The sequence below is a fragment of the Methylobacillus sp. DLP286 genome, from assembly GCF_056636515.1.
The window spans coordinates 696,476-711,056 of sequence record NZ_CM153145.1; the positions used below are offsets into that span (position 1 = coordinate 696,476).

Here is a 14,581-nt window from a genome sequence, read left to right on the forward strand (position 1 = left end):
TCGGCTATTTTTACGCATGTCATCGATAAGGGCTATGTATTCCTCCGCGCGCGCTTGGGCATATCGCTGGAAGAGTCTTTGCAATATGCGGCGCTTTCCTATTCCGTTTCCGTGCATGAAGCATTGAAGCAAGGATGCGATATCCATAGACGCAATTACCTTGCTGCACCTATCAGGAACGCTGACGGTCATATCGTCGCCGTCACTACCATGCTGCGGGAAGGAGGGTGCAACTGGCGCCCTGAGGAAATTGCCTTCTTCCAGCCTGCGTTGGGCTATATCGAGCACCATGTAGCCGAGCATGACGCGGCACCAATTCACGCCTGAACTGTCCAACTTGAGCCATCCATGTTTAATATATGGTTATCTGTATTAATCCACGGTCAGGAGGATCATGCCTTTTTTTCAATATCATCGCGACATCATCATGGCGCCCGTCATGTTGTTGCTGTCATCCCAGGCATGGGCTGAAGAGCAGTGGTTGGTTGTCGCACAGGGGGAAACAATCAGCATTGGCCAACCTGTGTCATTCCAGGTGGTCAAGCCACAGAACATCCCCGCATGGCCTGCCAGCATGCGCTTGAAGCTTTCAGGCGCCGGCGTCAGCGATGAAATCGAGCTGACGGCGCAGGACGGCAATAGCAACCAAGTCAGCAAGGTGTATAGCGGTACCCCGCGGCAGGATTTCGTCGGCGTGGTGCGCGCGGCCTTGATCGAGCAATCCTCCAATACCGTGCTGCTGGTCGCCAGCAATGAAAATGTGGCGGCAGCGGTTGAGCCGCAGGTGGCGGCGGAGCCCGCGGCAAGCAGCAATGCGGCGCCGCAGGTCGTCATCGCCGCACCTGACGACGAACCGGCATTGAGCCCCGAGGAGCCGCTCTACTTCCTCTTCGGCAATGGGGATGACCATGGCGCGGATGCGCGCTTCCAGATCAGCTTCAAATACCGACCGTTCGAGCCTAAGGGCTCCGTGGCGCAATATGCGCCCTTCCTGAGCAACCTCTACTTCAGCTATACGCAGACCACCTTGTGGGATATCGGCGGGGATTCCAGCCCGTTCCGCGATACCAGCTACCGGCCCGGGCTGTTCTACCGTTGGGCGGGCAGCTCTAAGGGGCTGTTCCCCGACAGTTGGCGCATTGGCATAGAGCACGAGTCGAACGGGCAGGGCGGGGTGGATTCGCGCTCGCTTAATACCGCCTATGTGCGCCCGAGCTGGCACCTCGATTTTGCCAATGGCCGCCGCTTGACGTTCTCCCCCAAAATCTATGCCTACATCGACAAGGACGAGAATCCCGATATCCAGCATTATCGCGGTTATGCGGACTGGCAATTGCGCTACGGCCGCGAGGACGGGCTGATGGTCACCGGGCTTTACCGGCAGGGCACGAAAGGTTATGCGACGGGGCAGCTGGACATAACCTATCCCTTGAGCGACCGCATCCTGTCGCGCACTGGCACCTTTGCCCACCTGCAGATTTTCTCCGGATACGGCGAGACCCTGCTTGATTACGACAAGGACAGGGACACCCAGATCAGGTTGGGGATTTCCGTGACGCGGTAGGGTGTAAGGCAATAAAAAACCCAGCGGATGCTGGGTTTTTTATGCTGGCGTCCCCACGGGGATTCGAACCCCGGTTACCGCCGTGAAAGGGCGATGTCCTAGGCCTCTAGACGATGGGGACTTCATCGTCAGACGCCCGGCATCATCCGGGCATCTATTTTTGGTGGAGATAAGCGGGATCGAACCGCTGACCTCTTGCATGCCATGCAAGCGCTCTCCCAGCTGAGCTATACCCCCGAAAAAGAGCCGCTATATTAATGATCCAGGCCATGCCTGTCAACGCTTCTAGCCCAATTAATTCAAATAAAGCGCTATTTCTTCTTGAACAGGCGTTTGATGGCTTTGCGGCCGATGCGTTTTTTCATGCCGACCTTGAAATCGTACAGGTGAAAGGGCAGGCGCTGGCGCCAGCCGAACTCCTGCTTCATGGCTTTGAGGTACATGCCGACCAGTTGCTCGCGGCTATGCCAGGGCAGCTTGACGCATACGCGCGTGAGGTCTGAAAGCCGCTTGGACAACGGGATGCCATGATTGAAGAAATGGGCGCGGTTGGTATCGATGAGCGAGAATGCGAGCTGGCCATCTTCAAGCTTGGTGACCAGGATGTTGCCGCCGGAAAGGTCGCGGAAAAATACGCCCCTATCGTGCATGTTGAGCAGGTAGCGTGTCAGTTGCGGATAGATTTGCTCGGCAGTAATGCCGTCGTATGAGGTTTCGCCATTGTGGAAGGCAATAAAGATGTCGCGGATGGAAAAGTCGGTGCGGACGAATTCGCAAATATAGTAATTCTGCAGCAGGGAGCGGTCGCCGTGTTTCTCGAAATAGGCGATCGGCGCTGCCGCCTCAACGCCGCGGCGCAGCAGTTCGTTGGTGCCGTTCCAGCTGCGCTTGGCTTTCGAGAGCTTGAACTGGTCGAGCACTTTCTTGTGCACATGCATCTTGACCGGCTGCTTCACCACGAGCTTGCGGGCAGGGTCGCGCGGGTCCGCTATGGTCCAGATCGCGTTGCGCGCCTTGCGCAGGATGGCTTCCTTGGGCGGCTTGCCCAGCCGGGATGGGTGAAGCGCCTGACTGAGCAGGGCTGCCTCCTCGGCGCTGCCGGCGACCAGGATGCCGCGCCATTCATCATCCTGGTAGGCGTGGTGGTGTTTGTCTTCGCCCTGCTCCCCGTGCCGCTGGATCGACAGGTTCGCAAACAGGCCTTTTTCCGTTTTCAAGATGATGTTCCTTCCTGCTGGCCATGTGATATAGATCGGCGACTCGCTGGCGAGGCCGGGGCTTGTCGCCAGCCTTACTCCCTCGCGGCTGGTGTAGCTGGCATGCTGCAAGTCATCCAGTTGGTAATGGTCGGCCAGCACGGCGCCCTTGCCATTGGTGGTCCAGACCGCATGCACCAGGGTCTGGCTGTCCTTGAAGGCATGAATTTCCACGCCGTGGCTGCTGCGCAGCGCTCCCAGGTAATGCCGCCCGGGTATCAAGCGCACGAAGGCCTGCATGGTGTAGAAGCTCGGGCGAGGCCGGAACTGCTGGATATCGCCCGTGACGCTGGCATAGTGGGTTATGCGCTCCAGTGCCGGGTAGCTGTCGCTGCCGTCGTCGATCAAACCTTCGCGGTGGCAGATCAACGGCCCCCAAAACGCTTGGCGTAATGCCCCGGATGCCGCGCACAAAATCATGTAGCGGGCAAGATAGTCCGCCTGTTTCTGCTCGCCATCCGGCAACAGACGCAGGATGCGTGGCAAGGTCCAGAAAGCGGAGGGCGACATGACTTCGCGCACGCCGTAATCGGCCGTGATCTTGTGCAGCAGGCGCGCCTTTTTCACCAGGTTGAACTTGAGCGCGGTGGCTTGCCGGTATTTCAGAATGCGGTGGTCGAAGCGCTCCGGCTCGGTCGAGCGTTCGCTGAACAGGTTGTTCGTATGGACATCCGGCAGTTGGCCGCGCTGCTGAAAGATTTCCAGCAGGCCGATATTGTACAGCGGTTCAAAATCGCTGATATTCGGCCCGGCAAGCGTGATGTTGCGTTGCTTGACTTCGCGGTAGGCAATTTCCCAGGCCTTGAGGAACCCTTGCGGCGTATAGCCGGCCCAGCGCTTGCGGTTGACTGTCGAGCCGATCTCGACCATGGATACGCGGCTGCCGTAGCGATTCAGCACTTGTTGCAGGAATGCCTGCCAGGCCTGCTGGGCTGTCGCTTGCTCCATGGCGATGGCGGCCTCGAATGGCTGCACCAGGTGCAGCATGACGCTGAACCCCTTGTCGAGCAATGTCTCGAGCAAGCGTGCTGCATCATGCTCAAGGTCACCATAGCCGAAGTCCAGCCTGACCTGGCGCAGGCCTAATTCCTCAAGGCGGGCAATCACGTAATCATCCACCTCGGGATTGCCCGAGGTGGCGACCCCGACCCCGGCGAAATCTACCGGCACGTCATGGGCGGCAGGGGGGAGGTGGCTGTCCGGCACCATCATCTTGCCCTTGAGGATATACGCGAGCCCTTTGCGTATAATCTCCCAGGTCAGCATGGATGGCTGAGGCAATTGCGTCTTGGGCCCGGTGGGCTGGATGTATCCCTGGATGGGCGTTTTCTCTATCGTGTCCATACGCTTTATTGGGGCTTACTTTCTTGAGGCAGCATGTGATAAAGGCGTTCGCGGTACAGCAGCGACGGCAGCAGGGAGTTCGCCAACGCCCGCGCTTCGAACTCCGTCCGGTCCGCGGCAGGCTGCGCCTGGTTGAACTTCTTTGTCTTGACGTCCCAGGTGCCGTGCGCAGGCTCCTTGCCGGGGCGCAGCACCACCACCTGGTTTCCTTCCATCCAAGCGAAGTTGTTCTCGAACTGCATCATGGCGCGGCCGGGCTGGTCGCCGTCGCCATGACTCAAGTCCCGCCCCGTCATCGGGTGTTGCGCCTTGATGCCCATGAGGGAAAGCGCGGTCACCGGCAGGTCGATCTGGCTTGCCACGGTCTGTATGCGGCGCGGTTCGATATCCGCGCCCAGGATCAGCGCCGGGATATGAAAGTGGTTGATGGGCACCATGTCATGCCCATGGACGCGGATGTCGTGGTCGGCGACCACGATGAACAAGGTGTCTTTCCAGTAATCGCTCTTCTGCGCCTTGGCAAAGAATTGCCCGAGCGCGTAGTCGGCATATTTCACCGCGTTGTTGTCGGTCGCCTTGACCGGATCGTAAAGTTCTATGCGGCCGTCGGGAAACTCGAACGGCGCATGGTTGGACGAGGTGAAGATCAGCGTGAAAAAGGGCTTGCCGCTGGCGTGGCTGGCCATGATCTCGTCATGCGCCTTGTTGAACAGGTCTTCGTCCGAGACGCCCCAGCTGCCGACGAACACGGGCTTTTCATAGCTATCGAAATCCTGCTCGCGCTGGAACCCGTTGCCCATGAAGAATCCCACCATATTGTCGAAGTGTGACTCGCCGCCGTAGATGAACTCAGTGCTGTAGCCTTGCTGTTCCAGTAGGGAAGCCAGTGTGAAAAAGTTGCGCTGCGACAGGGATAGCTTGACGACGCTTTGCGCCGGCGTCGGCTGGAAACCCGTGACGACCGCCTCAATGCCGCGTACGGAACGCGTGCCCGTCGCATACATCTGCTCGAACCACCAGCCTTGCTCCTTGAGCTTTTCGAGGTTGGGGGTCACGGGCGTCCCGCCCAGCGATTCGACGAAGGTCGCACCCAGGCTTTCCTCAAGGATGATGACCAGATTGAGCGGACGCTCACGCGTGCGTGACGGCGTCAGCTGCGACAAGGTGGGCAAGCCGGGATGGTCTACGGGCGCAAAGCTCCCATCGAACCTGGCGCGGGTCTCCCTCACGATACGGTAGATTTCTTCATCAGGGAGAATGCCGTACATTTCGCTCGACTTGTTTTCATGCTTGAGGCTGTATACCGCGTGGATGAGCGACCAGGAGGAGTTCAGGATCACACTGTTGACCATGGAGTCCGTCGTGCGCGAAAACATGGCGGGATTGGCCGGGCGGTGGCTGATCGTACCGCGCACCACCAATGCCGCAACGATGAAAACGAGGGGCCAGCTCAGCCATACGGTCCAGTTCTTCCAGCGTTGTTGCTGCCTGAGCCATGGATGCATGAGCCAGCCCATGGCCAGGGCTGCCACGAATGTGCCGAGAACGCCGGCGAACAGATGCACCCTGAAGCCATTCCACAGCATGGCCCACACTTCGTTCGGGTATTTGAGATATTCCACGAAAAGCCGGTTGGGGCGCGCATCGTATTCCCCAAGGAAGCCGGGCGTTGCGAGTTCCAGCAATATCACCAGGCTGACGCAGAGCACCACCCAGGAATAGGTGAAGCCGCGCCACAGGCGCCAAAACCTGCCGATAGCGAGCAAAGGTGCCAGCAACAGCGCGGGCAGCCACATCAAGCCGATCTGAATGCTGTCCACGCGCAAACCGTTCAGCATGACTTCCTGCCAGCTGGAGACGGCCGTTACCCGGTCGTACTGCCAAGCGACCAGGCCTGCCCGGGAGAGGCTGAAGATGAGGAAGCTGACCAATGTCATGACGAGCAGGGGCGCGTAGGGGCCGAACCTGCCTGCCAGTGTCCAGAGTGAGCTGCGGCTACGTTCCAGCAAACCGACCATGTGATGACGACTTTCGTTAATTGATGGAATGTTTAACCGCGGATATTGGATTGTGGCGCGAATTCGGCCAGTTCGACGCGAGGCTGAGGCTGCCAGCCTGGCTTGCGGTGTTCGGCAACCACGTTGGTAAAGATGCCGCCGCGCACGTAGAACTTGGCAGTGAGGCGCATGAACTTGGGATCGGTCGCCGCCACCAGGTCATCCAGAATGCGGTTGGTCACGGCTTCATGGAAGCAGCCTTCGTCGCGGAAAGACCAGATATAAAGCTTGAGGCTCTTCAACTCGACGCACTTCTGGTCAGGAATGTAATCCAGATAGAGCACGGCGAAATCCGGCTGGCCGGTTTTTGGGCAGAGGCAGGTGAATTCGGGGATCTCCATATGGATGTGGAAATCGCGGCCGGGATTGGGGTTGTCGAAGGTTTCCAAAGCTTTGCTGGGTTGACTAGACATAAGGGCTACCGTATAAATCGGATTATCAAAAAAGTGTCATTATAGCCAAGACCTCCATCAATTGCGCCTGACTCATCTAAAGCTCGCTGGTTTTAAATCCTTCGTCGACCCCACTACATTGCATATCCATGGCCAGCGCGTAGGCGTGGTGGGCCCCAACGGCTGCGGCAAGTCCAACGTCATGGAATCGATACGCTGGGTGCTGGGCGAGTCCAGCGCGAAGGAAATGCGCAGCGAATCCATGGCGGATGTCATCTTCAACGGCTCCGGCAACCGCAAGCTGGCTTCCCGCGCCAGCGTGGAGCTCATTTTCGACAACAGCCTGGGCGGCGCGGCAGGGGAATGGTCGCAGTACGCCGAAATCTCCGTCAAGCGCGTGATCGAGCGCGAAAAAGGCTCCAGCTACTTCATCAACAATGCGGCCGTGCGCCGCCGCGACGTGGCCGACTTGTTCCTGGGCACAGGATTGGGCGGCCGCGCCTACGCCATCATCGGCCAAAACACGATTTCCAGGATTGTCGAGGCCAGGCCCGAGGAAATGCGCGTATTCCTCGAAGAGGCCGCCGGCATTTCCAAGTACAAGGAGCGCCGCCGCGAGACCGAGAACCGCCTGCGGGACACGCGCGACAACCTGGTGAGGGTGGAGGATATCCGCCAGGAAATGGACAAGCAGATCATGCGCTTGGAAGCGCAGGCTGCGGTTACCCTGCAATATCAGGGCCTGCAAAACAGCCTGCAACTGGCGCAAGGGCAGCTCTGGCTGTTGAAGAAGCGAGATGCCGGCAACCAGTGGGAGAAGTCGCAGGCCGCCATGAACCGGCTCGGCATCGAGCTCGAGGCGCAGATGGCGGCGCTGCGGCAGGCGGAGGGCGGCCTAGAGGCCTTGCGCCAGCAGCACCAGGCAGCTTCGGCTCAGTTACAGGCAGCGCAGGCGGCTTATTACGAAGCCAACGCGGAAGTCTCCAACCAGGAGCAGCAATTGCGCCACACGCAGGAGGCGCGCTCGCGCCTGCAGGCGCAATTGCAACAGATAGAGTCGCAATCGCATAAGCTCGACCAGCAGCATCAGGAGTTCAGTGAAAAACTGCAAACCCTGCAAGGGCAGCAACGGGTAGTCAGCGCTGAGGAAGCCGAGGCTGGCGAGCAACTGCAGGCATTGAAGCAGAAACTGCCGGAAATGGAGCGCGCCTTCCAGTCTACGCTGCATATCCACTCCGCCGCGCAACGGGCATTGCATGAGGCGGAGCAGACCATACGCCTGGAGGATGCCAGCCTCAAGCATGCCGAGCGCAATTTGGAGGATGCCAGGCAGCGCCTGCAACGCATGCAGCAGGAGGCGGGCAACCTCAAGATGCCGGACGAGGCAAAACTGCATGGGCTTGAAGCCGAATTCAAGGAAGCGGCCAGCCAGCAGGCCGAGCTTGAACAAGGCCTGCTGCGATTGCGGGAGCATGAACAGCAACAGGCCGAGCAGGTCAAGGCATTACGGGAGCAACTGCTGCAACATGAACGCCGGCTGGCACAGGCGGAAGCCGAAGCTGCCTCCCTGCGGAAGATACAGGCAGGCCTGGGCAAACAGGGACAATTGGAGGGGTGGCTGCGCGCGCGCGGCTTGCATGACGGCGAGCGGCTCTGGCAAAAGATCAGGATTACGTCTGGCTGGGAAACCGCGGTCGAGGCGGTGCTTGGCGCCCGCCTCAATACGATCCTAGGTGTGCCGGAGCAGGACATGGCACGCGTCGTGGCGGAGCGTCCTCCCGCAGCGGTGGTGCTTGCCCTTCCTGGCGATCAAGCCTCGGCCGCTGCTGATGCACAGCAGTTGAGCGCCATGGTCGAGGTACATGAGCCGGGGCTGCAGGGCCTGCTGGCAAACTGGCTGGGCAATGTCTTGGTCGCGCAAACGGCGGACGAAGCCGGGAAGCTGCGCCTGTCGCTGGAAAATGGACAGAGCGTGGTCACTGCCGCAGGCGATATCTACGACCGCCACAGCATCAGCCTGCATGCGCAGAACTCGGAGTTGCACGGCGTGCTGGAACGCCAGCGCGAGCTGGACATGCTGGAGACGGGCCTGCCGCAAATGCAGCAGGTGCTCCATGAGGCCAAGCATGCTTTGCAGCAGGCAGAACTCAAGCAGCAGGAGTTGCGCCAGCAACAACAGCAATTGCAGCAGCAGTTACGCGGCACGACCCAGGCGCAACACCAGCGCAGCTTGCAGATCCAGCAGCTCGCCCAGGAAAGGCAGCATATCGCGCAGCGCCGCCAGGGCCTGGAAAACGACATCTCCGCACTTACCAGGCAACACGATCAATTACAGCAGGACCGCCAGCAGCAACAGCAAAAACTCGGCCAGTTGCAGGCATCCCTTGGTCAATTGCAGTCCGAACGGCAGGAAACCCAGGCCAAGCGTCATGCCGCTGAAAACGAGCTGAATGCCGTGCGGGTCGCCTGGCAAAAAGCCGAGCGGGCCGCACAGGAAAAAACCTTCAACCACAAATTGCTGGCGACCAGCATCGCGGACAGCCAGAGCAGGCTGAACGCCATCCAGGAAGAACGGCAGAGCCTCGCCATCCGTCGCCAGGAAGCGCAAGCGCTGCTCGAGGCTGCGGCAATGGAAAACCTCAAGGCCAACCTCGAAGCCGCGATCGTCCGCAAGCAACAACACGAGGCTGCGCTGGCAGCCGCACGCGACGCGTTGGCGGAGGCCGACAATGCATTGCAGCAGCAGGAGCGCAGCCGCATGCAATACGAGCAGGCCTTGCACCCTTTGCGCGACAAGCTGGAGCAGGCGCGCCTCAATGAGCAGCAGGCGCGACTGCACTTTGAGCAATGCCAGCAGAACCTGCAGGAATGCGGGCTGGAGGAAGGGGCGCTGGTGCAAGGGCTGACAGTCAACACGAAAACCGGCGATCTGGAACGCCGGATCGCGGCATTGGGCGGGGAAATCGAGGGGCTTGGGCCGGTGAACCTCGCCGCGCTGCAGGAATTGGAAAGCGAGCGCGAGCGCAAGCAATACCTAGACAGCCAGTCGGCAGATCTGGAGCAGGCCGTCGCCACGCTCGAGGACGCGATACGGCGCATAGACCGCGAGACGCGCAGCCGCCTGCAGCACACCTATGACGAGGCCAACCGCAATTTTGCCGAATTGTTCGCGGAGTTGTTCGGGGGCGGGCAGGCCAAGCTGGAAATGCTGGGCGATGAAATCCTCGATACCGGCATGCAGGTGTTCGCCCAGCCCCCGGGCAAGAAGAACAGTACCATCCATTTATTGTCAGGCGGCGAGAAGGCGCTGACGGCGCTGGCATTGGTGTTCGCCTTGTTCCGGCTCAATCCGGCCCCTTTCTGCCTCATGGACGAAGTGGATGCGCCGTTGGACGATAGCAATACCGAGCGTTTTTGCGCCCTGGTGAAAAAAATGTCGGAGCGCACACAATTTTTATTTGTCAGCCATAATAAAATAACCATGGAAATGGCTCAGCAGCTCATCGGAGTCACCATGCAGGAATCCGGCGTCTCCCGTATTGTGGAGGTGGATATCGCGGCGGCATTGCAGATGCACGAGGCAGCATGAACAGGATTCCGCTCTTGGCGCTTGTCAGCACTCATGGCGCATCGGCAACACCCTTGAATAAACCAGGATCATTTTTCAGATCAAGAAGCGTGGAGTATTAAAATAATGACTGATCTACATTGGGCCTTACTGGGACTGGGCGCCCTTATCATCGGCGCTGTGCTGGCCTTCAACTGGTGGCAGGAACGCAAGTTCAAGCAGGAGGCCTTCAAGCGTTTCGACGAGCCCAAGTACGATGCATTGATGGAAGAGGCGCGCGCCATCCGCAATGAAGAGTTTCATATCGATCCCCATGCCGTACAGGATGACGAGGATGCTTCCGACGCTGAATACGTTGAGCGAGCTGATACATCCGTTCAACAGGCGAATAGCCTGGATGATGAACTCCAGTACGAGCCAGACTACGAGCCTGCTGGGGAGCGCGTGTCCTTCGCTGAAACGTATGAAGCCAAGGAAGATACTATAAAGCAAGATGCTCTAGAGGAAACGATAGTTGCCAATATCCCGGAAGAGGCAGAGGTGCCGCCATGGGAGGATGCCATCGAAGAAGAAAGCGTAAAGAAAGTCGAGGCGCTGCAAGCGGCTGTTCCCGAGCAGCCGCCAGAGCCGGAATATGCCCCGGAGCCGGCTACCCGGCCCGTCCTGACGATTCCCCCTGAAGTGAATCCCGAGATCGATTTTGTCGGCGTGCTTTCGCTGGCAGCGCCAGCCAGCGGCCAGGCGCTGCGTGAGTTCCTGCTTTCGATCACGGATATCGACAAGCCGGTGTATGCCTACGGGTTGGGCGGCGACCAGCGCTGGCATCTGCTGACGCGGGAGCAGGAGTCGGCCCATTTCAGCGCCGCCATCTGTACCTTGCAGCTAGCCGACCGCGCAGGAGCGGTCTCGACCGGCACCTTGTCGCGCTTCCACCTGGCAGTCGAGGAGCTGGCCCGCTCCCTGGGTGCGTCGATTGAGTGGCTGAACACGGAAAACCCGTTGCAGCAGGCTACAGAGCTTGACCAGTTCTGCATCGAAGTGGACCAGATGGTCGGTTTCCACCTCACGCAGGGGGCAAGCGGCCCATTCACCGGCACCAAGTTCCGCGGGCTCGCGGAAGCGGGCGGCCTGACGCTGGGCGAGGATGGCGCTTATCACTACATTGTCGAGGATGGCAGCGGTAACCAGCAGATGTTGTTCTCCGTGGTCAACCATGACAAATTGCCATTTACCGTCGAGATGCTGCGCACCTCGGTGATCCGTGGGCTTACCTTCCAGCTGGATATCCCGAGGGTGCAGAACTACACCGAGGCGTACAACCATATGGTGCTGCTGGCCAGGCAGATGGAGCACGGCCTGGGCGCCCGCCTGGTGGATGACAAGCAGCGCGAGTTGGGGGATGCGCAGATCGACAAGATTCGCCAGCAGATCAAACTGATCCACGACAAGATGATCGCGCACGGCATTGTGCCTGGCCAGGCTTACGCCTTGCGCTTGTTCTCCTGATATGGCGGACATGCAAGCAGGCCTGTTTTCGGCACATCCTCCAGCAACGCTGTCCGGCTTGGCTGGAAAGGCGGAAGCCTTGCGCGCCACGATACGGCGCTACGATCACGAATATTACGTGCTGGATGCGCCCAGCGTGCCGGATAGCGAATACGACCGCGTGTTCCGCGAGCTCAAGGCATTGGAAGAAGCTCACCCCGAGCTGGTCACGCCAGACTCGCCTACGCAGCGGGTCGGCGGGGCAGCCATGACGGAACTCGTGCCGGTGCGGCATCGCATCCCCATGCTGTCGATCGAGACGGAAACCGACATCACGCCCCAGGGCGCCTGCAATTTCGACGCGCGCGTGCGCAAGAAGCTGGGGCTATTGCCCGACGATGCGCCGATTGAATATGCAGCGGAACTGAAGTTCGACGGCCTGGCCTTGAGCTTGCGCTACGAGCATGGTTTGCTGGTGCAGGCCGCTACGCGCGGCGACGGCGAGGTCGGCGAAGATGTGACGCACAACATCCGCACCATACGCCAGATCCCGCTGCAATTGCACGGTGAAGCGCCTGAAGTGCTTGAGGTCCGGGGCGAGGTGTACATGAGCCGCCCGGATTTTGAACGCTATAACGCGCGCCAGCGCGAGCACGGCAAGCCCACCCTGGTGAACCCGCGCAACGGCGCTGCAGGCAGCATCCGCCAGCTCGATCCGCGCCTTGCCGCACAGCGGCCGTTGTCGTTCTTCGCCTATGGCCTCGGCGAGACCAAGGGCTGGAAGGTGCCGCCCACCCATGCCCAGGTGCTGGATGCGCTCAAGGCGCTCGGCTTCCCTGTATGCAGCGAGCGCGCCGTAGGCATGGGCGCGGAGGTATTGGCGGCTTTTCACCAGTCCATCGCCGCCAAGCGCGACCAATTGTCATACGACATCGACGGCGTGGTCTACAAGGTCAATCGGCTGGACCTGCAGCGCGAGCTGGGTTTCCGCTCCCGCGAGCCGAACTGGGCGGTGGCGCATAAATTCCCGGCGCAGGAAGAAATGACCGTGCTGGAGCACATTGACGTGCAGGTAGGGCGCACTGGCGCCATCACACCCGTCGCGCGCCTGAAGCCGGTATTCGTGGGCGGTGTGACCGTCACCAATGCCACATTGCACAACCAGGATGAAATCGACCGCAAGGACGTGCGCATTGGAGATACCGTGGTGGTGCGCCGCGCCGGCGATGTCATCCCGGAAGTGGTCTCCGTCATCAAGGAGAGGCGCCCAGCAGGCTCTCAGCCCTATGTTTTGCTCGAGGCGATAGGCCACTTGTGCCCGATATGCGGCTCCCATGCCGCGAGGTTGCCGGACGAGGCTGCCGTGCGCTGTACGGGCGGCCTGTTCTGCCCGGCGCAACGCAAGCAGGCCATCCTGCATTTCGCTTCCCGCCGCGCCATGGATATCGAAGGCCTGGGCGAAAAGCTGGTCGACCAACTGATCGACCAGAGCAAGGTCGAAACCCTGGCCGACCTGTATGACCCGGAGAAAATCAATCTGGACATACTTTCCAGCTTGGACCGCATGGCCGAGAAATCTGCCCGCAACCTGCTGGACGCCTTGCAGAAAAGCAAGCATGCGACGTTGAACAGGTTTATCTACGCGTTGGGCATCCGCAATGTGGGAGAAGCCACGGCCAAGGACCTGGCGCGCTATTTCGGCAAGCTGGACGTACTGCAGGCAGCGGATGCCGAAGCCTTGCAGCAAGTGCCGGACGTCGGGCCGGTGGTGGCGCGCTCGATCGCCGAATTCTTTGCCGAGGAACATAACCGTGAAGTGATCAGGAAACTGACGGACGCCGGCATCCATTGGGAGGAGAGCGAAGGGCAGCCGGCCAGCTCCGGCGCGCTGGAAGGCAAGACTTTCGTATTGACCGGCACGCTGCCCACGATGTCGCGGGAGGAGGCCAAGGAGCGCATAGAGGCAGCCGGTGGCAAGGTCAGCGGCAGTGTTTCCAAGAAGACCAGCTATGTGGTCGCAGGCAGCGAGGCTGGCAGCAAGCTAGCCAAGGCGCAGGAGCTGGGGCTGGCGATACTGGACGAGGCCGGATTGCTGGATATGCTCGCGGAATGAAGGATAGCCTCCTCCCTGCATTGATGAAGCTGGCGCATGAGGCCGGGGAGGCCATCATGCAGGTGTACCGCGGGGATTTTGCAGTACATCACAAGGAGGATCATTCTCCCTTGACGGAAGCAGACCTGGCCGCCCATCGCGTCATCAAGGACGGCCTGCAATGGTTGACCCCAGGGCTGCCGCTGATCTCCGAGGAGTATGAGCTTGCCCCATTCGCAGAGCGCCAGCAATGGCAGCAATACTGGCTGGTCGACCCCCTGGACGGCACCCGTGAATTCGTCAAGCGCAATGACGAATTCAGCGTGAATATCGCCTTGATCGATTGCGGCCGGCCCGTGCTCGGCGTCGTCCACGCACCGGCCCTTGGACTCAGCTATTATGCCGACGGCCAGGCTGCCTACAAGCAGCTGGACGGCCAGGCGGCGCAGCGCATCCATGCCCGTCCACTGGACCTTGGCCATATTACCGTCGCTGCCAGCCGCTCCCATCCCGGCAAGAAAATACAGGCCATGTTGCGGAATATTACTATCCAACATAGCGAGCCGCATATTGTCCATATGGGCAGCTCGCTCAAGATATGCCTGGTGGCAGAGGGAAAGGCCGATGTCTACCCGCGCTTGGGCCTGACGTCGGAATGGGACACTGCGGCCGCGCAGTGCGTGCTCGAATGCGCGGGCGGCCAATTGGTCGACCGCCATGGCCTTACCCTGCAATACAACCGCAAGGACACTATCCTCAACCCGGAATTTTTTGCCCGTGGCGCGACAGCGCACGATTGGAACCAATACCTGGAGTAATGATG

At 60.0% G+C, this 14,581-nt stretch carries 9 protein-coding genes and 2 tRNA genes; 6 read left to right on the forward strand and 5 right to left on the reverse strand.

The annotated features are described in order from the left end of the window. Positions 1 to 54: 54 nt before the first annotated feature. Positions 55 to 327 carry a hypothetical protein gene (locus tag ACWXTG_RS03220; RefSeq protein WP_480220669.1) on the forward strand — a complete coding sequence of 91 codons (273 nt, stop codon included), beginning with the start codon at positions 55 to 57 and terminating at the stop codon, positions 325 to 327. A 67-nt stretch (positions 328 to 394) separates the two neighbouring features. After that, positions 395 to 1,564 (forward strand): phospholipase A, encoded by a 1,170-nt coding sequence (locus ACWXTG_RS03225; RefSeq protein ID WP_480220670.1) that lies wholly within the window; start codon positions 395 to 397, stop codon positions 1,562 to 1,564. Positions 1,565 to 1,609: 45 nt separating this feature from the next. On the opposite strand, the gene ACWXTG_RS03230 is transcribed toward ACWXTG_RS03225, so the two are convergent. The 5 genes from ACWXTG_RS03230 to queF form a co-directional block, all read right to left on the reverse strand. Further along, positions 1,610 to 1,685 (reverse strand) — tRNA-Glu (locus ACWXTG_RS03230). A 40-nt stretch (positions 1,686 to 1,725) separates the two neighbouring features. Then, positions 1,726 to 1,801, reverse strand: a tRNA-Ala gene (locus ACWXTG_RS03235). A gap of 74 nt (positions 1,802 to 1,875) precedes the next feature. Beyond that, positions 1,876 to 4,164, reverse strand: a complete 2,289-nt coding sequence (locus tag ACWXTG_RS03240; protein ID WP_480220671.1) for a lipopolysaccharide kinase InaA family protein — start codon at positions 4,162 to 4,164, stop codon at positions 1,876 to 1,878. A gap of 5 nt (positions 4,165 to 4,169) precedes the next feature. Continuing rightward, entirely contained in the window at positions 4,170 to 6,182 is a 2,013-nt protein-coding gene (locus tag ACWXTG_RS03245) for an LTA synthase family protein (protein ID WP_480220672.1), read from the reverse strand. Positions 6,183 to 6,214: 32 nt separating this feature from the next. Continuing rightward, positions 6,215 to 6,634, reverse strand: a complete 420-nt coding sequence (gene queF / locus ACWXTG_RS03250) for a preQ(1) synthase (protein WP_309565231.1) — start codon at positions 6,632 to 6,634, stop codon at positions 6,215 to 6,217. Positions 6,635 to 6,695: 61 nt separating this feature from the next. On the opposite strand from queF, the gene smc reads away from it, so the two are divergent. The 4 genes from smc (at position 6,696) to cysQ (ending at position 14,576) form a co-directional block, all read left to right on the forward strand. Then, a complete protein-coding gene (gene smc, locus ACWXTG_RS03255) occupies positions 6,696 to 10,202 on the forward strand; it encodes a chromosome segregation protein SMC (RefSeq protein ID WP_480220673.1) in 3,507 nt (1,168 codons plus the stop codon). A 105-nt stretch (positions 10,203 to 10,307) separates the two neighbouring features. Then, complete coding sequence (locus tag ACWXTG_RS03260; protein ID WP_480220674.1) at positions 10,308 to 11,687, forward strand: cell division protein ZipA C-terminal FtsZ-binding domain-containing protein; 1,380 nt, start codon at positions 10,308 to 10,310, stop codon at positions 11,685 to 11,687. 1 nt (position 11,688) lies between these two features. After that, complete coding sequence (gene ligA / locus ACWXTG_RS03265; protein ID WP_480220675.1) at positions 11,689 to 13,779, forward strand: NAD-dependent DNA ligase LigA; 2,091 nt, start codon at positions 11,689 to 11,691, stop codon at positions 13,777 to 13,779. Further along, entirely contained in the window at positions 13,776 to 14,576 is an 801-nt protein-coding gene (cysQ, locus tag ACWXTG_RS03270; protein WP_480220676.1) for a 3'(2'),5'-bisphosphate nucleotidase CysQ, read from the forward strand. The genes ligA and cysQ overlap by 4 nt, the downstream gene beginning before the upstream one ends. Positions 14,577 to 14,581 lie beyond the last annotated feature (5 nt).